The organism is Trichloromonas sp. (assembly GCF_034006665.1).
Lineage (GTDB): Bacteria > Desulfobacterota > Desulfuromonadia > Desulfuromonadales > Trichloromonadaceae > Trichloromonas.
The window spans coordinates 1-22,551 of record NZ_JAVESI010000015.1; the positions used below are offsets into that span (position 1 = coordinate 1).

Consider the following 22,551-nt stretch of genomic DNA (forward strand, 5'->3'; position numbering starts at 1 on the left):
CAGCATCCGGGCGATGAGACTCGTCTTTAACTCTTCAGAATAGTGAGTCATACAATTTCACTTTCAGCCCCTCGGGGTTCACTCAAAGGCTCTCAAAGAGAGGCGACATCTATCCTGACACAGGGGGCTCACTGGCCGCAACAACCATGGGAAAGGTGTTTTTCAGCGCACTGAAATCGGTCAACTCGTGAACCCTGTCGGCGCACAGTGCTTCGACGTTGCTCGGCCAGGGTTCGCTACCGGCCATGGCGTCAATCTGCCCAGTCTGCATCGCTTGTGGCATGTCGAAGGGGCTCAAGGGGACAAATTCGATCTTGTTGACATCCAGCCCGGCATATGTGCTCCAGGCCAGCAGAGCCCCGTAGGTGCTCGATCCCATTTGGATGCCGACTCTGGCCCCTTCCAGCTGTTTGACATCGGTCAGCTCGCGGCGCGAAACCAGCCGGTGCATCTTGCTGCCTCCAGCAAAACCGGTCAGCAACCGGACGCGCTGGCTGCGTGATGCGGCGATCAGAAAAGGGGCGTCCCCCATAGCTGCGACATCCGTAGCACCTGTCATCAAACTCTCAGCGGCCAGGATCCCGCCGCCAACCAGTTTGACATCGACATCCAACCCTTCAGCAACAAAGAACCCCTTGGCTTGTGCGACGATAAACGGCTCGTAGCAAACCTTATTCGAATAAGCAAGTCGAAGGGATTCAACCGATTTTGCTGCGGAGACCAAGGGATTGAATAAAAACAAGATCCCCATAAAGCTGACTGCGAAGGACATTTCACAAAGTTTTTTCATCACTGCCTTCTCCTTCATTGGATTGCCGTCCTCCGTTCCCAGCAAAAAGTTTCGGTCAGAATTTGCGTTTATAGCTGATCTGGGCGAACAGCCAGTCCGCCGCGCTGTTGTCGGCCTGCTTTTTGGTGAATTCCCCGGGCCAGAAACGGCTGTAGCCGAACAGCAGCTCGATGTTTTCTTGCTTGACCGCGCGCAGGGGCGGCAGGGCCCAAGTCAGAATAAGATCCAGTTCATCTCCCAGGTGCCGGCCGCTGTTGCCGGTCTTGTCGCGGTACCGGCTGCTGTTGAGAGACCAGCCGTCCTTTGCCTCGTCCAGCCAGAAGCGGTGGCCCTCAATCTGCAGCTTGACCTGTTGGTGCGGCTTGAGATGAAGGTTGCACTGGGCATCGTGCAGGTTGGTCCAGTCAAGCAGATTCAGGCGGCCGTACATGCGGTCGCGGGCGCCAAACACGCCGAGGAAGGCGTTGCTTTCGCCATCGGCGGGATCGGCGTCCCCCGAGGCGAAACTGTATTCCAGGCTCAGGGCCGGCTTCAGCGGCAGGCTGGCGAAACGCCGGCCGACCAGCAGATGGGCGCCCCAGGCGCGCAGCCTGTCGGCGCCGGAATCGCCCCATTGCTGCACCAGGGTGGCATCGTAGAACCAGACACCCTCCAGCGCCGCCAGCCGCGCGCCCAGATTGTAGGCCTGCCGGTTACCCTTGGGCTGGCCCTGTTCCGAACCGTAGTGCTCATGGCGGTCGTACTTGACCAGAAAAAAGGGCTCCAGCACAGTTCTCTCGTTTAGCTGCCAGTGGCCGTAGACGCCGCCGCCATGACCGGCATGGCGATGGCGCAGACTCAGCTGGGTCGGTTCGTGCAGGATGTAACCACCCCAGATGAAATCGATGAAATGGGCGTCCCGGCGGTAGGACAGTTTGACGGCATCCCACTGGTAGCGGCCGCTGTTGCCCCAGCTGCCCGGTCCGAAGATGCGGTTGTCACCGTATTCCAGGGTCTGGCGGCCGACCTTGAGGGACCAAGCCGGCGTCGGCAATTCGCGGATTTCGACGAAGGTTTCGTACAGCTCCCATTCATCGCGGTAGGCGTTGTTCTGGTGGTCGTTTTTCTTGCTGTAAAAGAAGTGTTCCTCGTCCAGATCACTCTCGAAGATACGGGCATCCTGCAGCCCGACAGCCAGCTTCAGATGGCGCTGGGGTTGCCAGCTGCCGCCCAGCCGCAGGCGCTGCAGCCAGAAGCCGTCACAGCTCTCGCCGCTGGCGGGCTGCTCACCGTAGTTTTTGGCGTTGAAATGGTGCTGGTGCTCATAGCGGTAACGCAGATCGACATAGCCTGCAAAGGGGGCGGCGCCCGCCGGTATGGCCGTGGCCAGCAGCAGGGCCAGGGCGGCGCTGGCCAGCAGATGAAACCCTTTCCGCATAGCTCCTTCCTCCGATTCTGTGGGATCGATAAACGGGTGCTGGTGGCCGCCAAAATGATGGCTGGCAGCGGTAGCGGGGTGTTTTTTCGATTCTTGAATCGCGATGGAACCTCGATTATCCGTCCGCCATGGCCTGCATCCTCTCAGTCCTCAAAAATAAGAACGGGGTCGAGCGCGGCTTGAACGGGGTGAACAAACGGACAATGGCAAGAACGTTGAGCCGGGTTCGGAACAGGCGGATGAGCAGCAACATTTTCGTAATTCCCTCAACATCAGGTAGTTACAAAAAATCGCCGCACCCCTTGCGGTCGCCTGGCAAGCTAAAAATATCGTAAATTGTTGATTTTCATGGTTTTTCTTTAAAATGAGCAATGGCAACACGAGCCGCAAAACCTGACCGGGCACTACTGATTTTTTCCAGCAGATCCTTAAGGTCAGGCGGACTTGATAGATTCACGTACGGATCCCGTTTAGACGGTGGAAGCAGCAGCATTGGCCGCCCACCGTGGCCGGGTCAAAGCAAGAACTTGAGCAACGAGTCAGCGAGGGTCTGTCAGAATCTCCATCGGCAGCAGGCGGTTTTCAAAGAGATAGTCCTGTGGTCGCCAGCGCCATAGCCCGTCAGGCTGATCATCACCGGGCTGACCGGTCAAGTCGTCGGCCGGCACCAGCCAGACCTTGGCCTGCCACAGGTGCCAGCGGCCGTCGAGTTGCAGGTTGCCCGCAGCATCGCTGCGGGCGCTGGCCAGCCAGTAGCCGCGGCTGGTGCGGCCCTGGTTGTTGTGGCAGATCAGGCCATAAAGCCTGTGGGGCTGCAGACCGGTGGCGCTGAGGCGGAAGTCGCCGCTGGCGGGATCAAGCCACAGGTCGGCGCGACCTCCCAGGGGTTCTGGTTGCCAGGTGATCGGGTTCTTGCTGTGCAGTTGCAGGGAGATCGGTGCGGCGATCGCGGGAAGAGCCGGTGTGAGGAGTAGCACGGCGCCAAGCAGCGCCCCGACCAGCCGCGTCGCGTGGCCTAGGGAAGTCATGGGTGGGACTGGCGCCGCGCCTGCCATTTCTTCCAGCCCAGCGGCAACAGAGCCAGCAAAACCAGCAGAACCAGACCAACCAGCAGTTCGGTGGTCAGGGTGCCGCGCAGCAGATCGGTGAACGAGCTTGACAGGGCGATATAGGCCACCGTGGCGGGAGCCATGCAGACCGCCGAGGTCAGAACATAGTGGCTGAAACGGATGTTAGTCAGGCCGAAGGCGTAGTTGAGCAGATTGAATGGAAACAGGGGAATCAGCCGGGTAAAGGCCACCATCTTCCAGCCCTGGCGGGCGACGTCGGCATCCAGTTTTTGCCAGCGTTCGCCGGTCAGCTTGGTGGCGATCCAGTCGCGCCCGAGGTAGCGCGCCACCAGAAAAGCCAAACTGGCACCGGCAGTGGCACCCGTCAGGGTGTAAACCACGCCCCAGACGGGCCCGAACAGAATCCCGCCCAGCATGGTCAGGGGCAAGCCCGGCAGAAAGAACACCGGTGCCAGGCTGTAAAGCAGCATGAAGATCAACGGTGCCCACAGGCCATAGCCGGTGATGGTAGCCCGCAGCTGTTGGGGATCGAACTGGTCGAGCAGGCCGCTGGCGCGCAAGGCCACGATGCTGCCGATCAACAGGGCCAGCACGGCCAGACGCATAAGCTTTTGCCGGCCGGTAGCGGCGGATGCGGGGCGGGTGGCAGGTTCAGACATGGGACGCTCCTGGGCATTGGGGGCCAGAATCTGGTGCCTGGCGCGGCGTTTCAGACTCAGCCGGTTTTTGTAGCGCAGCAGGGAGGGAACAGGTTTGAGGCTGCCGTCGAGGGCTGCCGTCGGTTGCAGCAGCACATCGAGAACATGGCAGCAGTTGCTGACTGGCCGCAAAAATTCCATGCAGCCGGCGCAATAGGTCACCAGGGGCCGGTCCTGGGCCTGTTCGGCGCGGCGGTCACGCCACTTCAGAGCCAGCTGTGGCGCGGTGGCCATCACGCAGCCGCCCTCGCCGCAGCAGAGGGTGGTGCGGCCGCTGTTGCGCATTTCCTCGATCTTCAGTCCACGCTGCTCAAGCAGTTGGCGCACCGCCTGCTGTACCGGCAGGGCCTGCCGGTTGACACAAGGGTCATGGATGGTCACCGTCAAAGCTGGTGTCACTGTGGCTGGTGGGACGGGCAGTGTGGCGGGCTGTTGCGCCAATTCCTCGTAGACCGAATGGCATTGCAGACCGTTGCCATAGCGGCGGAAAACCTCGTAGCAGTTGGGGCAGGCGGTCAGAACCGTTGTGACGCCACCCGCCTGCAGCAGATCACGCAGCTGGCCGAACCGCTGACTGAAGCGCTGCTGATCACCGAGGTCGTGGGAGGGCTTGGTGCAGCAGTCGAGTACCAGCCCGAGGGTCGGCTGCTGGCGGCGCAGCTGCTCGTACAGCTGCCAGACGGTTGCCGGCCGGTTGCCGGCCAGGGCGCAGCCAGGGAAGAAGACCATCTGGCACCCCTCGGGCAAGGCATGCCAGGTGAAACGTTTTGATGTGCCGAGGTTCTCATAGCTGCGCAGACCACGAAACCGCCGCAGGATCTGTGGCTGGTCGATCACAACCGCCCGGCGCAGCTGCAGAAACAGGGCACTGAGACTCAGGCGTTCCGGGCACAGGGCATCGCACAAGCCGCACAGACTGCAGGAAAAGGCCAGGGTCGCAGCCAGCCTTGGATCGTCGCCCTGCTGTAGACGGCGGGCCAACTGGGCCGGATTGCCATACTGCTGCAAAAAGGCGCAGCCGCGTACGCAGGCGCCGCATTCGCTGCACCCGGTGGAGACGTGATCCAGCAGGCGATCGAGGTTCTGACGCATTTGCGTCGGATCGTTACAGGTCAGCGGTTGCGGGCAGCCCATTCCTCGGTCCCTCCCTCGAAGTTGATGGCGGCTGGCAGGCCGGCAAGCTGATGCACCATCCAGGCGTAGCCCGAGCGGATGCCGCCGGTGCAGTAGTACAGAACCGGCTTGTGCGGATCAATCCCTTGGGCGCGCAGCAGCTGGCGCAGCTGAGAAGCGTCGAGTGGACGGCGGTCGGAACCCTGGTAGAACTTCTCCCAGTGCAGATGGACGGCGCCGGGCAGATGGGCGGGCAGCCATTCCGTCAAATAACTGCGGGTATCCACCAGCTGCCATGCGGCACCGCGCTGTTCAATATCGCTGGCGCTGCAATTCAGGGCGCTGTTGAGGGTGACCTGATAGGTTTTAACAGCGGCAGGTTGGGGAATCTCCTGGTTCAGCGGCGCGCCGGCGGCCTGCCAGGCCTGGATGCCGCCATCAAGCAGATAGACCGGCCCCCGGTGGCCAAGCCAGGCCAGCAGCCACGCCAACCAGCCCTCACCGCCCCAGCTGCTGTCGGCGTCGCCGTAGATCAGCAGGGCGCTCTGTTCGTCGATACCGCAAGCACCCAGCGCCGCCGCCAGTTCGGCCGGTGGCCAGACGCGATATTTGACGCCGCGTGCGTCGGTTCTGCTATAGTCCTCCCAGCTGAAGGAAAAAGCATTGGGCAGATGGCCTTGCTGCCAGTGGGCGCGGGGACGGGCGTCAAGACAGATCAGGTCGGCACGTTCGAGAGCGGCGCTGACGTCAAGACGCTGCAACTGAAAGCTCGGTCCCTCGGCGGCGCCAACCGTCAGAGGCAGAAGCAACAAGGACAGTATGGGCAGAAAAAGACAACAGAAACATCGGCCTGTCCAGGTCGGGCGCACTGGTGGGACGGGGACCGATGCGATATTGCTGTTGCTGATGCTGGTCATCATGGTTTCCTTTCTGTTTCTGGCGCGTCAGAACGATCTGCGCCTGGCGCTGGTGGAAATAACCGCCGCCAGCGCGGTGGTCGTGCTGGCATTGGCTGGCTTTCTTGCGGCCTTGTCGCGCGCTCGCTGGCGCTGCTGGCCACTTCTGGTGCTGCTGACGGCGGTATTGCTGCGGCTGCTGTTTGTACCGCGTCCGCCCCAGCTCTCCGACGATCTGTACCGCTATCTGTGGGATGGCTTGCAACTGATCGCGGGCGTCAATCCCTATGCCCTGGCGCCGGCGCAGGCCGTGCCGCCTTCACCATGGGCTGCCCAATTGCAGCCGCTGATCAATCATCCCCAGTTGGTGACCCTTTATCCGCCCGTGGCACAGCTGCTGTTCGCTCTGGCGGGCGGTTCCCTGCTGGGCTGGAAGTTACTCCTGCTGACCTGCGACATCGTTACCTTGGTGCTGCTGATGGCGCTGCTGCGCCGCGTTGGCCAGCCGGCAGCACTGGCGGCCCTGTATGGCTGGCACCCGCTGGCGGTCATTGAAGGGGCGGCTTCTGCCCATCTGGATCTGGCCGCGTTGCCGCTGCTGTTGCTGGCCCTGTGGTTACTGATGCCCGCGCCAAGCCGGGCTGCGCCGGCCGCTGTGGCGGGCAGCGGTCTGGCCCTGGCCCTAGCGGGGGGGATCAAGCTGGTGCCTCTGCTGCTGGCGCCCCTGCTACTGGTGCTGCTGGCGCCTGGCCGACGGTGGCTGTTTGCGCTGGTAGCCGCTGCCGCCCTGCTGCTGCCGGCCGGTCTGTTCTGGCCGGAACTGATCAAAGGACTGCAGACCCTCGGCCAGTATGCCCGCCATTGGGAATTTGCCGCTCTGCCCTTTCGTCTGTTGCGTGCCTTGCTGGCTGACGGGCTGACGGCCCGACTGGTACTGGCGACTCTGCTGCTGCTGATTTTAGCGGAACTGCTGGTGTGGCTACGACATACAGCGGGCCAGGCCGTCGCGCTGGGTCAGGCCGCGGCGGTTCTGCTGCTGGCCTTCGCCCTGCTGACACCCACCCTGCATCCCTGGTATCTGCTCTATCCACTGGTGCTGGCACCGCTGGCCCCGCCGCCGGTGCGGTTGGCGGCATTCGTGCTGGGCTGGTCGGGCCTGCTGAGCTATCAGGTGATGACCGGCTTTGCCCTCAACGGCCAGTGGCAGGAAAGCACCCGGCTGGCGGCCTACATCTTCAGCGCACCGGCCATGGCGTTGATGCTGGCTCTGATGGTTGCCCTGCTGCGACGGTACAGGCGCAAGCCGATCTGACGCCGGTCGTGCCAGGCCTCGCGCGCGACGATCCACAAAATCGTGCTGCCGGCGCGGACCACACCCCGCAAGGTGCGGCTGATTTTGGACCGACCGGCCAGGCGTGGCAGATACAGCAGGGGAATCTCGCGTACGCGCAGACCCTGTTGCAAAGCCTTGATCTGCATTTCGATGGTCCAGCCGTAACCGGCATCGCGCATCTGCAGGCTTTGCAGGGACGACCAGCGGATCAGGCGCATGGGACCGAGATCCTGGTAGTTCCCGCCCCACAGCAGGCTGATGAGCCAAGTGGCCAAACCGTTGCCGAAACGTTGTTGCAGACTCAGGGCGGCGCGGTTCTTCGGCACCCGCTGAGCCAGCACCAGGTCGAGATTCTCTTCGACGAGGGTCTGTGCCAGAACCTGCAGTTGGGGGTGATTGTCACTGCCGTCGGCATCAGCGAAGGCGACCAGCTCCGGCGGATTGTCCTGCAAAGCGGCGATGCCGGCCAGACAGGCCGAGCCGTAGCCGAGCCGATCCTCGCGCACCACCCTGGCGCCGGCAGCACGAGCCAGGGTGCCGGTGCCATCGGTCGAAGCATTATCAACCACCAGAACTTGGCTGATACAGGCCGGGACGCGGCGCAGAACGGTCGGCAGGGATTCGGCCTCGTTATGGGCCGGCATGATCAGAGCGATGCGCGGTGCGGTTGCTGGCATGGGGATATTCATAGCCCTTTGGAAGAGTAAACAGGCGCACCTCTTTGATCCCGGTGCGCCTGTTGCGGTTTTTCGGGGTTTGCTCTGGCCGGGCCGGGATCAGAACAGGATGGCAGCCAGGGCCAGCGACCAGGTTTCACCCTTGGTGGTGCTGGCTCCGTAGAGTTCGTTGAAATAACTGGCTTCGAGCATCAGCTGAGGCAGCAGTTTGTAGCCCAGGGTGATTTCCAGTTTTCCCAGATCGGTTTCATAGGGATTGGAATTCACCTCAGTGAGCTTGCCCGTGGGGCCGGAGTCGCCGTTGCCGACATGGGCGTTGCCATCAAGCTTGGTGCGGACATAGAGGGCGCGGGTGAGGTCAAAGCCGGTCTCCAGCAGATAGACGAATTCATCGGCGTATTGCTGGGTGCGCCAGCGGTAGCCGGCCTCGACATTGAAGTAGCCCGGCAGCAGCGGATAGAGGGAATGGCCGAACTGCAGCCGCACATCGATATCGTCCTGCCCGTCGCCGAGTTGGATATCCGTCGACAGATCCTGGTCCTTTTCATCATAGGCCTCGCCGGTTTTGTACAGGGTCTGCAGAGACAGGGCCCCGGCATCAAGAGCCAGCAGCCGATAGCGCAAGCCAACGTTGATATCGGCGAGACCAGTGGATTGAGCGGTTTTGTCGACACCGTTGCTGAAGCTGGTCATGACGCCGTTCACCAGTTTGCGGCCACGTTCCTGATAGGTCCATTCGGTTTCCTTGTAATCGAAAGAGCCGATCAGGGTCAGATCCTCCAGCAGGCCGTATTCGCTGTAGAACGACCAGGTCTGCTCGTCATAGTCGAAATCCCGCCGCAGGTTCTTATAGACGTCATTCGGCGCGTAGGGCTTGGTGGACCCATTCTGGTAGAAATAACGGTCGGCTTCGTATTCACTATAGGCCAGGCGGGTGTAGAGCTTGCCTTTGGGCTGGGTCCAGGCGCCGGCCCAGAGGCTGCCGCTAGCGCATAGCAGCAGCAAAAGCGTCAGCGACAGCAGACGAGCCATTCGATGGTACGGTTGCTTCATGAGGTCTCTCCTTCAGTTCTTCCCGTGGATTAAAAGGTTCCCGGCAGGAGATCGGAGATCCGCAGCATGAACTCTGTGGCAGAAGTCAGTTGCTGGCCGGGACGTGAAAACGGCGGGAAGATATCATGTAAGCTAGTGATTTTACAAATGGATTATCTCGACAACATTCTCCGCTTTCAATCGGTTTTCTCGATAGTAGTTATTACATCTGGATTTCGCCACGCTGCCGTGCTATAGCAGGCGACCATGATGAACTCTGCTATTTTGATCGGTGCCGGGCTGCATCTTGCCGCCCTGCTGGCCCTGACCCTTTATGGTCTACATCGGCTGTGGCTGCTGTGGCGCTGGTGCCAGCTGTTGCGTTATCCTCTGATTGCGCCCCAGTGGCACGGCCCCTTGCCGCTGGTGACGGTACAGTTGCCGCTGTATAACGAGCCCTGTGTGGCCGAGCGTCTGCTCGATGCTGTGGCAGCCCTCGACTGGCCATCGGAGCGGCTCCAGATTCAGGTGCTGGACGATTCGACGGACGAAACCACAGCGCTAGTGGCGGCCCGGGTGGCCTTCTGGCGGGCGCGGGGTCTGCCTTTCGAGATCTTGCGCCGTACGCAGCGGCATGGCTACAAAGCCGGTGCCTTGGCGGCCGGTCTGGGATCGGCCCGGGGTGAGCTGATTGCCCTGTTCGACGCCGATTTCGTGCCGCCAGTGGATTTTTTACGTCGCCTGTTGCCTTGGTTCGCCGACCCGGCCGTGGCGCTGGTGCAGGCCCGCTGGGCTTTCCTCAACAGCGAAGCTAGCTGGCTGACCCGTTTGCAGGCACTACTGCTGGGGCCACATTTCAGCATTGAGCACCAGGTGCGTCATCGCCGCGGCCTCTTCTTTAACTTCAATGGCACAGCCGGTATCTGGCGGCGGCAGGCCATTGAGGACGCCGGTGGCTGGCAGGCCGACACAGTGACGGAGGATCTTGATTTGAGCTATCGCGCCCAGTTGCGTGGCTGGCGTTTCGTCTATGTCGATACGCTGGCGGTGCCGTCGGAGCTGCCGGATAGCCTGTCGGCCTTCTGCAGCCAGCAACAGCGCTGGGCCAAGGGCTCGCTGCAGACGGCGCGTAAAATGCTGCCACAGATCTGGCGGGCAACGCTGCCCCGATCGGTGAAGATCGAGGCAACGGCCCATCTGTTGGCCAATCTCGGCTGGTTGTGCGGCACCCTGGTCGCCTTGACAGTACTGCCGGCTGTGCTGTGGCGTCTGCAGACGGATGGCTACCGCTTCTGGCCGTTGGATCTGACGCTGTTTTTGCTGGCGACCGGAGCCATCCTGACCTATTTCTTCTGCCATGCCTGGCAGCGGCGGCAGTGGTCGCTGCTGCCTTTTGTGCCACTGATCCCACTGCTGACCCTTGGGCTGGCACCACGTCTGGCTTGGGCGGCGCTCACGGGGCTGGTGCGCCGCGGTGGCGAGTTTGTCCGCACCCCCAAACAGGGCGGCGCGACCGACTGGCAGCGGCTGCTGCCGGTGGGATCGGGCCGGCTCTGGCTGCCGTTAGGACTGGGGCTTTACAGTCTAGTGCCTCTGTTGCTGGCTTGGCGGCAGCTCAGTGCGTCGGGTCTGCTTCTGCTGCTGTTCTTCCCGGCCGGGTTTTTCTGGCTGGCGCTGCAGCACTGCCTTGAAGAACAGCACCGCCGGCGGCCGATGGCACGCATCAGATCTTGACGGCCAGCCTCCGGCCCAGTTTATGCTTGACAGCCCTTGGAAGGTGCCCGCGCTCGGGTGCCCCGTCCTGCCCCATCACGTTATTTATGCCAGGAAGCTGTCGTGACTATCCTGATAGAGCGTTTCTCCGAACCGGCCCCCTTAGCCAAGACCGCCGATGCGGTCGAAACGATGAAGTATCGGTTCCAGACTCAGGCGGGCCGAACTCTTTATGCCAAACGAAAATGCACGGTTGAGCCGGTGTTCGGCCTCATCAAGGCAGTCATGGGATTCCGTCAGTTCCTCCTTCGCGGGGTGGAATCCGTTCGCAGTGAATGGAACCTGGTATGCATGGCCTGGAATCTGAAGCGGTTACATGCCCTAATGGCCTAAAACCGGCCGGGGCTTCTGTTTTTGTCGTCAAAACGACGAGTTAAAAGTCAATTTGAGCAGGCGGACAAGATTGCCAATGATGATTTTCATCATCAACGGTCCTGCCGGTCCGAGGCAACTTGGCTTAGACCGGCAGGCTCCTAGATTTGCGCAGGACTTGAACCTTCTAATGTTGAGTGTGATTCTGTTTGCTGCTGAAAAAACCCATGAACAGAGTAAATGTTAAGGCCATGCCGTAAAAGCCGAACATGGCTTGCAACCCGGAAAGACCCAGAGCACGACCCAGAGAAAAGACCAGTGAGGCGATAGTGATACCCAGCAGCATCGGATAGCAGATGGAAAACAGCATCCATTTCACCGAACCGGACTGGAGTTTGACCGCCATGGCGGTGGCCAGACAGGGAGGGTAAAGCACCATGACACCATGAACAACATCAAGGACAGGGCGTGCAGGGAGGCATTTACTTCCATGCCTATGAGAGCGGAAGCGAGGTGCGACAAGGCATCAGGCACTGGATCGACCAGTACAATACGAGCCGCCCTCACTCCAGTCTGGACGACAGAACTCCGGATGAGGCATATTGGCAAAAACCCCGACCCGACTACGCTGGCCCGGCTCTCCAACTGGCGGCATAATCATAAAGACTTCCCACCTTATTCCCGCCGCCGACTTGTCCTAACAACCGGGGCCACCTTAGGATTCTGACGTTTTTTTCGCGGTGTCCGTATCAGCCGTGGAAGAGGGAAAGAGGTTTCTTCTTCCCGAAGAAATGCGTCATTTTAAACCCTTTTTTACTTTGGCGAATTATTATGATCTCGAAACCCTATACCGCTGTTAGACAGATAAATCGTAGAGCTTTTATGAAGCTAGGCGCAGCCGGAGTAGCGTCGAGTTTAGTAAGACCCAAAAATGCTCAGGCGTGGGAGTCGAAAGCACCGCCCGACACAGAATCCTTCGGATGTCTGACGGATATTTCCCGCTGTATCGGATGCAGAAAATGTGAAAAAGCCTGCAGTGAAATCAACAAGCTACCCCCTCCAATGCAACCATACGATGATCTGACGGTCTTCGATCAGACGCGCCGTCCAGATGCGGAACACATTACAGTCGTTAATCGCTATCATACTGGGCGTTTGGATGAAAACGGGAAGCTTGCCCCCAATTACGTGAAGATCCAGTGTATGCATTGCGTCGATCCCGCCTGCGTCTCGGCATGTATTACTGGTGCCATGACAAAGAGCGACAGTGGTGCCGTACATTACGATGCAAGTAAATGTATTGGGTGTCGATACTGCATGGTCGCATGTCCCTTTGAAATTCCCGCCTATGAATACCATAAGCCGCTTATGCCCCAGGTGATTAAATGTACTCTATGTGAAGCAGAGTTTACCCGCAATAACCGTCCCCCCGCATGCGCGACGGTGTGTCCTACTGAAGCCATTACTTTTGGCAAAAGATCAACTCTTCTCGAGTTGGCGAAAAAACGCCTGCAGAAGAATCCTGCCCAATATGTACAACACATCTACGGAGAAAAAGAGGTTGGAGGAACGGCATGGCTCTATATATCATCCGTTCCCTTTGCAAAAATCAACTTTTTAAAGCTGCCACATAAGCCGTTACCTAAATTAAGTGAAACTTTGCAACATTCTCTTTTCAGCTATCTGTGGTCACCAATAGTATTGTTTACCATTTTAAGTGTAGTTCTTTTTAAAAGGAGCAAGAAAGATGTCTTACCATCTTCAAATACATCTGAAGACGGAGGGAAGATATGAGTGATCCTGATGTACACAAATCTGTTCCTTTGCGTCGCCCTCTCTGGACCCCCGGAGTTTTGGTAATGCTGGTTTTCATGCTGATCGGCGCGGCCTTTATTATCGCACGCTTTACTGGAGGCATTGCGGCAGTCAGCAATCTCAGCACGGCACGCCCTTGGGGGCTGTGGGTTGGCATTGATGTCGCGACCGGCGTCGCGCTTGCTGCCGGGGGTTTTACCACCGCATTTTTGACTCATATCCTAGGCCGGCATTACTACGAATCATTAATGCGTCCCGCCCTCCTCACCGCTATGCTCGGCTATACTTTTGTCGTATTGGGTTTGTTGATAGACATCGGACGCTCATGGGCAATCTGGAAACCGATGATTTTTTGGAACACAAATTCGGTTCTCTTTGAAGTCGCCATGTGTGTAATGGTCTATCTCACCGTTTTATATATTGAATTTATGCCTATTGTTATTGAACGCTTCAAAAGCCGGCCGGGAACCTCGAATCGAAGAGTTCAATGGCTTCTGAAGAAGGGGGAAGCCCTTCTGGGCAGAACAATGTGGATCTTCATCGTTGCTGGGGTAGTACTTTCATGCATGCATCAGTCAAGTTTAGGTTCGTTGATGTTGATCACCCCCACCAAACTTCATCCATTGTGGTATACCCCTATTCTTCCATTACTTTTTCTTACGTCGGCTATTGCCGTGGGTTTTCCTATGGTGATCTTTGAAGGCACTCTGGCGAAATCCAGCTTGCAGAGTAATGACGAAATGGCCTTGATGAGCGGAATTGCCCGCTTCACGCCCGTAATACTTGGAATCTATTTGTCCCTGAAGATTGGGGACATGCTGGTGCGCGGTACCTGGATATATTTATTCGATAACACAATGCAAAGTAACTCCTTCCTCATTGAGGTGGGATTAGGGGTAATCGCCCCCATGGTTATACTTTTGAATCGTCAGCGCCGTAATTCGCAACGCTGGTTATTTTTTGCCTCCTGTTGCGTTATCGGCGGAGTTGTTTTTAATCGGGTCAATGTGTTCATTATCGGTTACAAGCCCCCCTTTGGTCCGGTAACATACTCCCCTGCGGTAGGAGAAATCTTTATCACCTGTGGATTGATTGCAACCTTAATGTTTCTGTATCGGGTCATTGTTACATATCTGCCGGTGCTTGCACCGCGCAGGGAGGACGCCATATGAACAGTCAATTTCGTCTGAACCATTCATCACTATGTACTTGTGCCGGTCTCGGTGTCTTGGGAATGCTGCTCTGGAGCACAGTCGTTTTGGGCGCGGAGCCAACCAGACAGGAGCAGGCACAACAACGTGCACTCGAACGTGTACCTCAGATCAAAGAGGTGCATCAAGAAAGCCTGCTGCGTCGTTCCCAGCGTCTTCAAGAGAGGGGAGTGTCGGTCAAGGACATCCGTCAGACCTACTTTGTCCTCGACAGTCCTATCATAAAAGAACTCGAAGATCGCTATGCTCCGGTGCGCTTCAATCATGGCCAGCATGCTGCGAGTGCGGGAGACTGCACCATTTGCCACCACAAGCGCCCCGCTGCCGATATCGCCTACAACCCCAATCCCGAACTGGTGCGTTGCAGTGCCTGTCACCAGCAATCTTTTGCCCCGGAGTTTCCGAATCGTCTCGGTCTTAAAGCGGCATACCACCAGCGCTGTATTCAGTGCCATGAAGATCAGAACAAAGGGCCGCAGATCTGTGTTGATTGCCATCTGGAACAAGTTCCAAAGCATCAGGATCTGGTAAAACTTCCCGAAAACCCGGACCCCCTGGAAGTAACTGCCGAATGTCTGCGCTGTCATGCGGAACAAGCAGAGGACTTCAAACTTACCGCCCATTGGCTCTGGCGCGGACATTCCTCCTATACCGTGGAGAATGAACGAGCGGTGCAACACGGGAAAGGCACTACAGCCATAAACAACTACTGAGTGAGCATCATCAGCAACGAGTCTCGTTGCACAAGTTGTCATGCAGGATACGGCTGGAAAGATAGTACCTTTAACTTTGAAGATACCTCACGTATAGACTGTCTAATCTGTCACGACACGACGGGAACTTACGTCAAAGAGCCTACCGGTGCCGGATATCCGAAAAAAGACGTCAATCTCAAGTACGTAGCAGAAAGGGTTGGGCATACCGGTCGGGAAAGCTGCGGCAAGTGTCATTTCAGCGGCGGCGGCGGCGATGCCATCAAGCATGCGGATATGGGCAGCAACCTAAGAGATCCGGATCCCCGTTGCGATGTGCATATGGGAGATCTGAATTTCACCTGTTCCGAATGCCACACCACTCGCCAACATCGCATTGCCGGTCGTAGTTCCTCTGTTGCTCCGGTTGAGGGCGTTACCCGTTGTGAGGACTGTCATTCCGACAGACCTCATATCGGCAACAGCATTCTCGACCATCATCTGAATGCCCACGGCAAAGCCATGAGTTGCAACACCTGCCACTCACCCGTGTATGCCAAGTGTGCCCCCACCAAAACCTGGTGGGACTGGTCCAAGGCCGGCGACTTGAAGCGCGAACCAAAACTTGAGCGCCTAGGCAACAGCGAGCCGCTACCGGACTATGCACCACAAAAAGGTGAATTCCGCTGGGCACGCGCGTCCAAACCCGAATATCGCTGGTACGACGGCTACATGGAGCGCATCAACATGGGTGATCCTACCGATCCAAATGACGAAGTGGTAAAACTCACTGCTCCGGTGGGTTCTATAAATAACCCGAAGGCGCTCATAACGCCTTTCAAGATCATGAAAGCGATACAAGCGTTTGATACGCGCTATAACACCCTGCTGATCCCTCATCTATTCCCCTATGGACCAGATGATGAAACGGCCTACTGGAAAAACTACCAATGGGACAAGGCATTTACTACCGGGATGAAAGCGGCTGGACTGCCCTTTAGTAGCAACTGGACATGGAAGGAAACTTGGACCTTCTGGCGCCTGGAACATGAAGTGATGCCGGCGAAGCTGGCGTTATCCTGCAAACAGTGCCATCCCAGTCTGCGTGAGGAGCGTACCTGCGATCGCTGCCATCAAGACAGCCGGCACGTGGATTTCAAAAAACTGGCACATAAAGAAACGGATTTCAGCTTCGTGGCTGACAAACATGAAAATATCGAAGCCCTCAAACAAAGCAATTATCTGAATTTCGAAGAATTGGGCTATAAAGGCGATCCTATTATCTATGGCGGACGCTTCAAAGAATTACCCCTGGGGCGCAAGGACAAAGAAAATTAGCAAGCCGCTTTAAAACCATCCGGGAAAAATCTGTTGTTCTCGAAAGCCTCCCCTCCGTGAACCGCTCAAGGTTCATAGAAAAGGAAGCGATGTCACCTCTGAAAACACACTGGGCCGGGAGTATCCTCCCGGCCCAGTGTGTTTTCAGAGAGTCTTCCCCTCCCCCCTACTTTTTGACGAAGTTGGTCGGGGCGTTGCAAGTGGGGCATTTTTTCGGCTTGCAGCGACTTTCCTTTTCGTAACCACATTGCTCGCAGCGCCAGATCGCCATATCGGTTTCCTTTCTTCGGGAACAAATTAAGACAACTGTAGTCTTGTTTTATCCAGAACCCTTTTTCTGTCAACATCTTTCCCGCCGGCCCCCCGATCCTTCCCCGCCCATCCGTTCGATGGCGCGTAGATGCAGGCGGGCTTCCTCGGCCAGTTCGGGGGTGCGAGCGAGATCGAGGGCGGCGAGAAAGTAGTGGTAAGCGCTGGTGATGCAGCGGGGTTGATGGATGAGGGCCTTGCCGGCGCCGAGGTAGGCACGGTCGAGTCCGGCGTCGGCCGGGCGTTCGGCGATGAAGCGGCGGAAAAGGCCGAGGGCCTGATCGAACCGCCGGTGAGCCAGGTAGAACTCCCCGAGATCAAGCCAAGTGGCCGAGGCGAGCCGTGTCCGTTCCCGGCGGTCACCGATCCGCCGGTAGAGGGTGTCGGCCAGAACCAGGTTGTCGCTGAGGACTGCTTGGCGCACCCCCTTTCCCGGATCATCAGCGGTTTCGAACCCAACCTCCCGACCGCGTCGCCACCGCCGTTCAGGCGCCCGGTCGAGTCCCCAGGCGAGAGCGAGACCGGCAATGAAGCCGCCGATATGGGCGCCATGGGCAACGCCGCCGTTACCGCCGGCGTCAATGAGAAAAGGAAGCAGGTTATCCACCAGCAGATAGAAGCCGAGGACCAGTCGCGCCGGGATGAGGAAGGTGTTGACCAGGAGGGGAAAGAGGAAGACGAAGGTCTTGACATGGTTGCGCGGAAACCACAGATAGTAGCACCCGAGCACTCCGGAAATCGCCCCCGAGGCACCGACCAGCGGCACCTGCGAACCGGGAACGAAAAAGGCGAAAAAGAGGGTCGAAGTCACCCCCATGCCGAGATAGGCGAGCAAAAAACGGAAACGACCGAGACGATGCTCGACGTTGTCGCCGAAAATGTAAAGAAAGAGCATGTTGCCGAGCAGATGCAGCCAACCGCCGTGCAGGAACATGGCGGTGAAGAGCGTGCTCCATGACAGGGAACCGGGACGGAAACCGTGGCGGAAAACAAAGAGATCGTAAGCGCTCAATTGCTCAAAGAGAATGCGCGCCGCCTGGGAGGAGCGAGCGCCGACGACGCGCAGGTATTCGTTCAGCAGGGGATCGGCGAGATCGGGACGGGCGCCGCTTAAGGGCAGGGCGATGAGCAGGAAGACGGCGACGTTGACGCCGATAAGCAGATAGGTAACATAGGGGGTTCCCGACGGATTGGGGGTATCGCCGATCGGCAGAAACATGGCGCAAGACCTCGCGTGGATAGTCCGACGGCGCACGGCTTAAGCACCGACCGGCGAAGTCATGAGACTAGCACGCTCGGCCCCGGGAAACCAGCCTTGCTTTTTAGTGGGTAAAATATTATTTTACCGCCACCGGAGGTTATGTTCTGTGAGCTTTCTCTACGCCCTCGATCTCATCGGCACCGCCGCTTTCGCCGCCTCCGGCGCCCTGGCCGGCGTCCGTCGCGATATGGATCTGTTTGGCGTAGTGGTGCTCGGCACCGTCACCGCTACCGGCGGCGGCACCCTGCGCGACATTCTTCTCGGTGACTTCCCGGCCTTCTGTTTCCAGAACGAAACCTATCTTTACATCTCCCTGGCGGTCTCCCTGCTGGTCTTTTTTCAACACCACCGTTTCGATGCCTTTAAAAATCCTCTGCTCTATTTCGACGCCGTCGGACTTGGCACCTTCGTGGTCATCGGTACCGGCAAGGCCCTCGATTTCAACATGGGTTTCATCGGCGCAGTCACCATGGGCATCATGACCGCCACCGCCGGCGGGGTCACCCGCGACGTCCTCTCCAACCGCATTCCGTTGATTCTGCGCAAAGAGGTCTACGCCTCGGCCTGTCTGGCGGGGGCGGCACTGATGACGCTGCTGCACAAGACCCCTCTGCCCACTAATTTGACCGCCTCTCTGGCGGCGGTGACCGTCATCCTTCTGCGCCTGCTGGCGATCCGCCACAACTGGTCGTTGCCCAAGGCCAAGGCGCAAAACTGAGCACCCTTCCCATCCCGCCTGAATAACCATGCGAAAGGACCCTGCATGCATAAGGTACGCCTGAAAGGAACCTCGAAAACCTTCCGCGTTGGCAAAATCGTCTGCCTGGCGCGCAACTACTCGGAACATATCAAGGAACTGGGCAATGCCGTACCCGAAAAGCCGGTTCTCTTCATCAAACCCGCCAGCAGCATCATCGGCCATCGCGAAGCGGTAATCATCCCCACCATTTCCCAGAACTGCCAGCACGAAGTGGAACTGGCGCTGCTCATCGGCAAGTGGGGGAAGAACATCACCGCCAAGGATGCCCTGGGACATGTGGCCGGTTATGGCGTCGCCCTCGACATGACCCTGCGCGACGTGCAGACCGAACTGAAACAAAAAGGGCTGCCTTGGGAAATCGCCAAGGGCTTCGACACCGCCTGCCCCCTTTCGGATTTCGTCCCCGCCGCCGAGGTCGGCGATCCCCAGAACCTGCGCATTACCCTCAAGATCAACGAACAGCTGCGCCAGGACGGCAACACCGCGCAGATGATGCTGCGCATCCCCGAGATCATCCAGGCGGTGTCGGAGATCTTCACCTTGGAAGAAGGGGATGTGATTCTCACCGGCACCCCCTCGGGAGTCGGCACGGTCAGAAGCGGCGACCGGATGCAGGCGGAGATTGAAAAGGTCGGCTGCCTGGAGATTCCGGTACAATGAAACAGCGCATCGTCCTGATCGGCCCCGGTCGCCTGGGACAAGCGGTGACCGCCCTGCTCGCCGAAGCGGGGCATTCGGTCCGCGCCATCATCGGCCGGGATGCCGGCCGCGCCTTGGCCGCCGCCCGTTTTGTCGGCAGCCGCGACGCCGCAACCACCGACCTGAACCGGGCCGCGCAGGGCAACGTCGTGCTGCTGGCAGTGCCCGACGACGCCCTCGCCGAAACCGCCGCAGGCTTGCGCCGGCAAGGTCAGCTGGCCGAGGGCGCGGTGTTGATCCACTTCAGCGGCCGGCATCCCGCCGCCATTCTCAACCAGGGGGAAGGCCCCAAGGTTCGGGCCCTCTCCCTGCATCCCCTGCAAACCTTCGCCGACACCGTCGGCGGAGTCCGCAACCTGCCCGGCACCCCCTTCTCGGTGGAAGGGGACGAGGATCTTGTGGCCTTCGGCGAACAACTGGTGAGGGATATGGGCGGCACCCCCTTCCGCATCCTCGCCGACCGCAAACCCCTCTACCACGCCGCCGCCTGCGTTGCCTCCAACTATTTGGTCACCCTCGCCGCCGTCGCCGGAAGAATACTGGCACGCTGCGGTTTCCCCGAGGACGAAGCCGTCAAACTGCTCATCCCCCTGCTCCACGGGACGGTGCATAATCTCACCGCCCTTGACCCTCCCCGGGCGCTGACTGGCCCCATCGCCCGCGGCGATATCGGAACCGTCGCCGACCATCTCAATGCCTTGGAGGAACTGCCGGACAACGTACGGCAAATCTATCGGCTGCTGGGACGGGAAACGGTTGAACTGGCGATAAAAAAAGGAAGTTTGGACAAGGAACGGGCCGAGGCTCTGCGGGAACTGCTGAAATAACCCCCCCTCGGTCTCCCCTTGTCAGGGGAGAGGATTTCCCTGCTTTCACTTTCGGATGAAGGGGTTAGGCGGGCCGAGCGGCTTTGCGGAGTTGATTCGTCAAATGATGAGCCAGGCGGGTCGGCTCGGGCATGCGGTAGCGGCGGGTGCAGGCCAGGGTCAGGCGAGTCGCGCTCGCAACGTCGGTCAGATGGCCGGGGGAAACGTACAGGGGTCTGACCCCATCCCGCGTCCGCAACACCATTCCCACGATCTCATCCCCCAGCCGCAGCGACGCCGCCTCCCCCCGTTTGCTTCCCGGCTCGTCATGAACACCGCACAGGCGGCTTTTGGCGCAGCCGACCGTCGGCAGGTTCAGCCACAGGCCGAGATGGCTGGCCAACCCAATACGCCGGGGATGGGCGATACCTTGGCCGTCGACCAGGACCAGATCGGGAACGGTCTTCAGCCGCCGGAAGGCCGCGAGCAGAACCGGCAGTTCGCGGAAGGAGAGCAGACCGGGAATGTAGGGGAAGTCAACCCGACCGTCGGCCCAGGCCTGGTCGATGACGGTGAGGGTCGAAAAATCGAGGACAACGACGGCGGCGAAGAAGTGGTCGCCGTGCTTCTCGTAGGAAACATCCACCCCCGCCACCGTCGCCGGCGATTCGGCGACGGTCGGCATCAACCGCACCTGTTGCGCCAGCTCCCGTTGCAAGGCTACCGCTTGGCGGGGGTCGAGATCCCAGTTGTGCAGCGTGGCGAATTCCATCCTTGCCTACCCTTGGCAGCGCAGCAGCTTCTTCCCCTCCTGAAAGAGAATCTCCACCTTGTTCCCCGCCACCGCGAGGACTAGGCCGAAGCCGAAGGTCGGGTGGTTCACCCAGTTCTTCACCTTGAAAACGGCGTCCATCCGGTAAGGAATGGCGCTGGCCGGATCGGCGTCGCGGCTGGCATCCTGCCACTGGGCCTGCTCCAGCAGGACCGCCTTGGAGAGAGCGGACTTGGCCTCTTTCGAGGCTTTCGGCGCCGCCGCCGCGCGGGTTTTCACTTCCCCCGCCGGCCTCTCGGCCTTGGGCGCGTGGTAGTTGTGCATTCCGCCGCAGGTATTACACTGCACGCGCACCACCTGATCGCCGACCATGGCGATAATCGTGTGGTTGGTGACAACCCGGCAGCGGGTGCAACGGGCATCGATATAATCTCCTGCGGAACGTTTTTTACTGGGCATGACGCTGTCCTTAACGAAAGAAAAGGCCACAGGCGCAGCGTCCCGTGGCCGTTTTGGTTTCAAGTTGTGAGGAGATTTATAGCATCGCGGCGGTGCTCCTGTCAAGAAACGGCCGGTGCCGTGGGGTCGACGCCGTTTACCACATTGCGGGGAAGACCGGCGAGAAAGCCGCAGAGATTGGCGACCGCTCCGGCCAGCAACCGCCCACGGGCGGCACCGGTGACCCAGGCGACGTGCGGGGTGATGTAGCAGTTTTCCGCCTGCAGCAGCGGGTTGTCGGCGGTCGGCGGCTCTTGGGAGAGAACGTCGAGGCCGGCTCCGGCCAAGCGACCGCCGTTGAGGGCCGCCGCCAGAGCGGCCTCGTCGACGAGGGCACCGCGCCCGGTGTTGATAAGCCGGGCGCCCGGTTTCATCAGCGCCAGTCGTCGGGCGTCGACCAGTCGCTCGGTATCAGACGTGAGCGGACAATGGAGACTGACCACATCGGCGCGACTGAAAAGTTCGTCGAGTTCGACGAAGGCGACATCCACCCCCGCCGCTTGTCCCCGGTATTTTTCCGGATGGCGGGTATGGACAAGAAGCTTCATGCCGAAGGCCCGTCCCAGCGTCGCCACCTTGCGGCCGATGTCTCCAAAGCCGACGATACCCAAAGCCAGGCCTTCGAGTTCGACCAGCGGCCGATCCCAGAAGGCGAAATCGGGAGAACGCGTCCACGCTCCCTCTCGCACCAGACGGGCGTGATGACCGACCTGCGAGCACATCTCCAGCAGCAGAGCGAAGACCAGCTGCGCCACCGAGGCGGCACCGTAAGCGGGGACGTTGGTCACGGCAATGCCCTGGCGGGCGGCGGCCTCGACATCGACCACGTTGTAACCGGTGGCGAGCACGCCGATATAGCGTAAATCGGGCAAAGCCGCGAGGGTTGCCGCCGCAAGCACCGTTTTATTGGTCAATACCGCCCAGGCCCCGGCGGCCCGCTCCACGATCTTGTCCACCGGCGTCCGCTCGTAAACGACGCAATCGCCCAAAGCATTCAGCCCCTCCCAGCTCAGGTCGCCGGGATTGAGAGCGTAACCATCCAGCACAACAATTTTCATAATCCCGTCCTTTCACTTAAGCATAACCGCACCATAGCAAAAAGCGCCGGGAAGCGGAAGCTTGTGGTTTCGGCTTCCCGCCACAACGCCATAGCTATCGCCAAAGAAAAGCCAGTCCCCGGCTTGCAGGGTCGCGCTTGCAGGGTATGATGGAAAAACCCTCGTTCACGCACCCGAAGCAGGGCCATATCCTCGCCCGAGCCAAGGCGGGTGGGATCCTG

General features: G+C 59.3%; 24 protein-coding genes and 1 pseudogene. 11 read left to right on the plus strand and 14 right to left on the minus strand.

All coding sequences use genetic code 11. The features are described 5' to 3' along the window. Nucleotides 1-109: 109 nt before the first annotated feature. The 6 genes from RBR25_RS07715 to RBR25_RS07740 form a co-directional block, all read right to left on the minus strand. Complete coding sequence (locus RBR25_RS07715; protein ID WP_432819032.1) at nucleotides 110-790, minus strand: ABC transporter substrate-binding protein; 681 nt, start codon at nucleotides 788-790, stop codon at nucleotides 110-112. 55 nt (nucleotides 791-845) lie between these two features. Next, a complete protein-coding gene (locus tag RBR25_RS07720) occupies nucleotides 846-2,207 on the minus strand; it encodes an alginate export family protein (protein WP_432818968.1) in 1,362 nt (453 codons plus the stop codon). A gap of 115 nt (nucleotides 2,208-2,322) precedes the next feature. Further along, entirely contained in the window at nucleotides 2,323-2,460 is a 138-nt protein-coding gene (locus RBR25_RS07725) for a hypothetical protein (protein WP_432818969.1), read from the minus strand. Nucleotides 2,461-2,746: 286 nt separating this feature from the next. Continuing rightward, a complete protein-coding gene (locus RBR25_RS07730; RefSeq protein WP_432818970.1) occupies nucleotides 2,747-3,235 on the minus strand; it encodes a hypothetical protein in 489 nt (162 codons plus the stop codon). Then, nucleotides 3,232-5,109, minus strand: a complete 1,878-nt coding sequence (locus tag RBR25_RS07735) for a VTT domain-containing protein (protein WP_432818971.1) — start codon at nucleotides 5,107-5,109, stop codon at nucleotides 3,232-3,234. The genes RBR25_RS07730 and RBR25_RS07735 overlap by 4 nt, the downstream gene beginning before the upstream one ends. Next, on the minus strand, nucleotides 5,088-6,008 hold the full coding sequence (locus tag RBR25_RS07740) for a sulfurtransferase (RefSeq protein WP_432818972.1): 921 nt from the start codon (nucleotides 6,006-6,008) through the stop codon (nucleotides 5,088-5,090). Before RBR25_RS07740 ends, RBR25_RS07735 begins: the two co-directional genes overlap by 22 nt. Nucleotides 6,009-6,294: 286 nt before the next feature. Here RBR25_RS07740 and RBR25_RS07745 point away from each other — a divergent pair, with 286 nt between their 5' ends. Continuing rightward, nucleotides 6,295-7,296, plus strand: a complete 1,002-nt coding sequence (locus RBR25_RS07745; protein ID WP_432818973.1) for a hypothetical protein — start codon at nucleotides 6,295-6,297, stop codon at nucleotides 7,294-7,296. On the opposite strand, the gene RBR25_RS07750 is transcribed toward RBR25_RS07745, so the two are convergent. Both RBR25_RS07750 and RBR25_RS07755 read right to left on the minus strand, forming a co-directional pair. Beyond that, nucleotides 7,212-7,994: a glycosyltransferase family 2 protein gene (locus tag RBR25_RS07750; RefSeq protein WP_432818974.1), complete on the minus strand. Its 783-nt coding sequence runs from the start codon at nucleotides 7,992-7,994 to the stop codon at nucleotides 7,212-7,214. The genes RBR25_RS07745 and RBR25_RS07750 overlap by 85 nt on opposite strands. A 99-nt stretch (nucleotides 7,995-8,093) precedes the next feature. After that, complete coding sequence (locus RBR25_RS07755; protein ID WP_432818975.1) at nucleotides 8,094-9,047, minus strand: hypothetical protein; 954 nt, start codon at nucleotides 9,045-9,047, stop codon at nucleotides 8,094-8,096. Nucleotides 9,048-9,293: 246 nt separating this feature from the next. Between RBR25_RS07755 and RBR25_RS07760 the strand changes: the two genes are divergently transcribed. Together RBR25_RS07760 and RBR25_RS07765 are read left to right on the plus strand one after the other, a co-directional pair. Continuing rightward, a complete protein-coding gene (locus RBR25_RS07760; protein WP_432818976.1) occupies nucleotides 9,294-10,760 on the plus strand; it encodes a glycosyltransferase in 1,467 nt (488 codons plus the stop codon). A gap of 117 nt (nucleotides 10,761-10,877) precedes the next feature. Further along, a pseudogene (locus RBR25_RS07765) lies at nucleotides 10,878-11,132 on the plus strand (transposase); the annotation flags it as partial. 166 nt (nucleotides 11,133-11,298) lie between these two features. On the opposite strand, the gene RBR25_RS07770 reads toward RBR25_RS07765, so the two are convergent. Further along, on the minus strand, nucleotides 11,299-11,550 hold the full coding sequence (locus RBR25_RS07770) for a hypothetical protein (protein WP_432818977.1): 252 nt from the start codon (nucleotides 11,548-11,550) through the stop codon (nucleotides 11,299-11,301). 74 nt (nucleotides 11,551-11,624) lie between these two features. Between RBR25_RS07770 and RBR25_RS07775 the strand changes: the two genes are divergently transcribed. The 5 genes from RBR25_RS07775 (at nucleotide 11,625) to RBR25_RS07795 (ending at nucleotide 16,167) form a co-directional block, all read left to right on the plus strand. After that, complete coding sequence (locus tag RBR25_RS07775; protein ID WP_432819033.1) at nucleotides 11,625-11,768, plus strand: integrase core domain-containing protein; 144 nt, start codon at nucleotides 11,625-11,627, stop codon at nucleotides 11,766-11,768. Nucleotides 11,769-11,942: 174 nt separating this feature from the next. After that, nucleotides 11,943-12,905 (plus strand): hydrogenase 2 operon protein HybA, encoded by a 963-nt coding sequence (gene hybA, locus RBR25_RS07780; protein ID WP_432818978.1) that lies wholly within the window; start codon nucleotides 11,943-11,945, stop codon nucleotides 12,903-12,905. Further along, on the plus strand, nucleotides 12,902-14,098 hold the full coding sequence (gene nrfD, locus RBR25_RS07785) for an NrfD/PsrC family molybdoenzyme membrane anchor subunit (RefSeq protein WP_432818979.1): 1,197 nt from the start codon (nucleotides 12,902-12,904) through the stop codon (nucleotides 14,096-14,098). The genes hybA and nrfD overlap by 4 nt, the downstream gene beginning before the upstream one ends. Further along, the gene (locus tag RBR25_RS07790) at nucleotides 14,095-14,850 is read left to right on the plus strand and encodes a hypothetical protein (protein WP_432818980.1); all 756 of its coding nucleotides are present in this window, start codon (nucleotides 14,095-14,097) and stop codon (nucleotides 14,848-14,850) included. The genes nrfD and RBR25_RS07790 overlap by 4 nt, the downstream gene beginning before the upstream one ends. After that, nucleotides 14,851-16,167 carry a tetrathionate reductase family octaheme c-type cytochrome gene (locus tag RBR25_RS07795; protein WP_432818981.1) on the plus strand — a complete coding sequence of 439 codons (1,317 nt, stop codon included), beginning with the start codon at nucleotides 14,851-14,853 and terminating at the stop codon, nucleotides 16,165-16,167. Between the two features lie 166 nt (nucleotides 16,168-16,333). Here RBR25_RS07795 and RBR25_RS07800 read toward each other — a convergent pair whose 3' ends face one another. Further along, the gene (locus tag RBR25_RS07800; protein WP_432818982.1) at nucleotides 16,334-16,438 is read right to left on the minus strand and encodes an RCKP-type rubredoxin-like domain-containing protein; all 105 of its coding nucleotides are present in this window, start codon (nucleotides 16,436-16,438) and stop codon (nucleotides 16,334-16,336) included. Nucleotides 16,439-16,507: 69 nt separating this feature from the next. Further along, on the minus strand, nucleotides 16,508-17,695 hold the full coding sequence (locus tag RBR25_RS07805) for a rhomboid family intramembrane serine protease (protein ID WP_432818983.1): 1,188 nt from the start codon (nucleotides 17,693-17,695) through the stop codon (nucleotides 16,508-16,510). A 148-nt stretch (nucleotides 17,696-17,843) separates the two neighbouring features. Here RBR25_RS07805 and RBR25_RS07810 point away from each other — a divergent pair, with 148 nt between their 5' ends. From RBR25_RS07810 to RBR25_RS07820, 3 genes are read left to right on the plus strand one after another with little or no spacing between them, the layout of a single operon-like run. Further along, a complete protein-coding gene (locus RBR25_RS07810) occupies nucleotides 17,844-18,455 on the plus strand; it encodes a trimeric intracellular cation channel family protein (RefSeq protein ID WP_432818984.1) in 612 nt (203 codons plus the stop codon). A gap of 45 nt (nucleotides 18,456-18,500) precedes the next feature. Beyond that, nucleotides 18,501-19,157 (plus strand): fumarylacetoacetate hydrolase family protein, encoded by a 657-nt coding sequence (locus tag RBR25_RS07815; protein WP_432818985.1) that lies wholly within the window; start codon nucleotides 18,501-18,503, stop codon nucleotides 19,155-19,157. Further along, nucleotides 19,154-20,023, plus strand: coding sequence for a Rossmann-like and DUF2520 domain-containing protein (locus RBR25_RS07820; protein ID WP_432818986.1), 870 nt, complete (start codon nucleotides 19,154-19,156; stop codon nucleotides 20,021-20,023). The genes RBR25_RS07815 and RBR25_RS07820 overlap by 4 nt, the downstream gene beginning before the upstream one ends. 64 nt (nucleotides 20,024-20,087) lie before the next feature. Here RBR25_RS07820 and nfi read toward each other — a convergent pair whose 3' ends face one another. From nfi to RBR25_RS07835, 3 genes are all read right to left on the minus strand, one after another. Next, nucleotides 20,088-20,774: a deoxyribonuclease V gene (nfi, locus tag RBR25_RS07825; protein ID WP_432818987.1), complete on the minus strand. Its 687-nt coding sequence runs from the start codon at nucleotides 20,772-20,774 to the stop codon at nucleotides 20,088-20,090. 6 nt (nucleotides 20,775-20,780) lie between these two features. Next, nucleotides 20,781-21,233, minus strand: coding sequence for a hypothetical protein (locus tag RBR25_RS07830; protein ID WP_432818988.1), 453 nt, complete (start codon nucleotides 21,231-21,233; stop codon nucleotides 20,781-20,783). Between the two features lie 101 nt (nucleotides 21,234-21,334). Continuing rightward, nucleotides 21,335-22,330, minus strand: a complete 996-nt coding sequence (locus RBR25_RS07835; protein ID WP_432818989.1) for a D-2-hydroxyacid dehydrogenase — start codon at nucleotides 22,328-22,330, stop codon at nucleotides 21,335-21,337. Between the last annotated feature and the right edge of the window lie 221 nt (nucleotides 22,331-22,551).

Coding starts and splice junctions, on each gene's coding strand:
- RBR25_RS07740 (WP_432818972.1), bottom strand. CDS start 6,008: ATGATGACCAGCATCAGCAACAGCAATATCGCATCGGTCCCCGTCCCA.
- RBR25_RS07715 (WP_432819032.1), bottom strand. CDS start 790: ATGAAAAAACTTTGTGAAATGTCCTTCGCAGTCAGCTTTATGGGGATC.
- RBR25_RS07720 (WP_432818968.1), bottom strand. CDS start 2,207: ATGCGGAAAGGGTTTCATCTGCTGGCCAGCGCCGCCCTGGCCCTGCTG.
- RBR25_RS07755 (WP_432818975.1), bottom strand. CDS start 9,047: ATGAAGCAACCGTACCATCGAATGGCTCGTCTGCTGTCGCTGACGCTT.
- RBR25_RS07760 (WP_432818976.1), top strand. CDS start 9,294: ATGATGAACTCTGCTATTTTGATCGGTGCCGGGCTGCATCTTGCCGCC.
- RBR25_RS07835 (WP_432818989.1), bottom strand. CDS start 22,330: ATGAAAATTGTTGTGCTGGATGGTTACGCTCTCAATCCCGGCGACCTG.
- RBR25_RS07830 (WP_432818988.1), bottom strand. CDS start 21,233: ATGCCCAGTAAAAAACGTTCCGCAGGAGATTATATCGATGCCCGTTGC.
- RBR25_RS07730 (WP_432818970.1), bottom strand. CDS start 3,235: ATGACTTCCCTAGGCCACGCGACGCGGCTGGTCGGGGCGCTGCTTGGC.
- RBR25_RS07735 (WP_432818971.1), bottom strand. CDS start 5,109: ATGGGCTGCCCGCAACCGCTGACCTGTAACGATCCGACGCAAATGCGT.
- RBR25_RS07770 (WP_432818977.1), bottom strand. CDS start 11,550: ATGGTGCTTTACCCTCCCTGTCTGGCCACCGCCATGGCGGTCAAACTC.
- RBR25_RS07800 (WP_432818982.1), bottom strand. CDS start 16,438: ATGGCGATCTGGCGCTGCGAGCAATGTGGTTACGAAAAGGAAAGTCGC.
- hybA (WP_432818978.1), top strand. CDS start 11,943: ATGATCTCGAAACCCTATACCGCTGTTAGACAGATAAATCGTAGAGCT.
- RBR25_RS07815 (WP_432818985.1), top strand. CDS start 18,501: ATGCATAAGGTACGCCTGAAAGGAACCTCGAAAACCTTCCGCGTTGGC.
- RBR25_RS07820 (WP_432818986.1), top strand. CDS start 19,154: ATGAAACAGCGCATCGTCCTGATCGGCCCCGGTCGCCTGGGACAAGCG.
- RBR25_RS07750 (WP_432818974.1), bottom strand. CDS start 7,994: ATGCCAGCAACCGCACCGCGCATCGCTCTGATCATGCCGGCCCATAAC.
- RBR25_RS07725 (WP_432818969.1), bottom strand. CDS start 2,460: ATGTTGCTGCTCATCCGCCTGTTCCGAACCCGGCTCAACGTTCTTGCC.
- RBR25_RS07790 (WP_432818980.1), top strand. CDS start 14,095: ATGAACAGTCAATTTCGTCTGAACCATTCATCACTATGTACTTGTGCC.
- nrfD (WP_432818979.1), top strand. CDS start 12,902: ATGAGTGATCCTGATGTACACAAATCTGTTCCTTTGCGTCGCCCTCTC.
- nfi (WP_432818987.1), bottom strand. CDS start 20,774: ATGGAATTCGCCACGCTGCACAACTGGGATCTCGACCCCCGCCAAGCG.
- RBR25_RS07805 (WP_432818983.1), bottom strand. CDS start 17,695: ATGTTTCTGCCGATCGGCGATACCCCCAATCCGTCGGGAACCCCCTAT.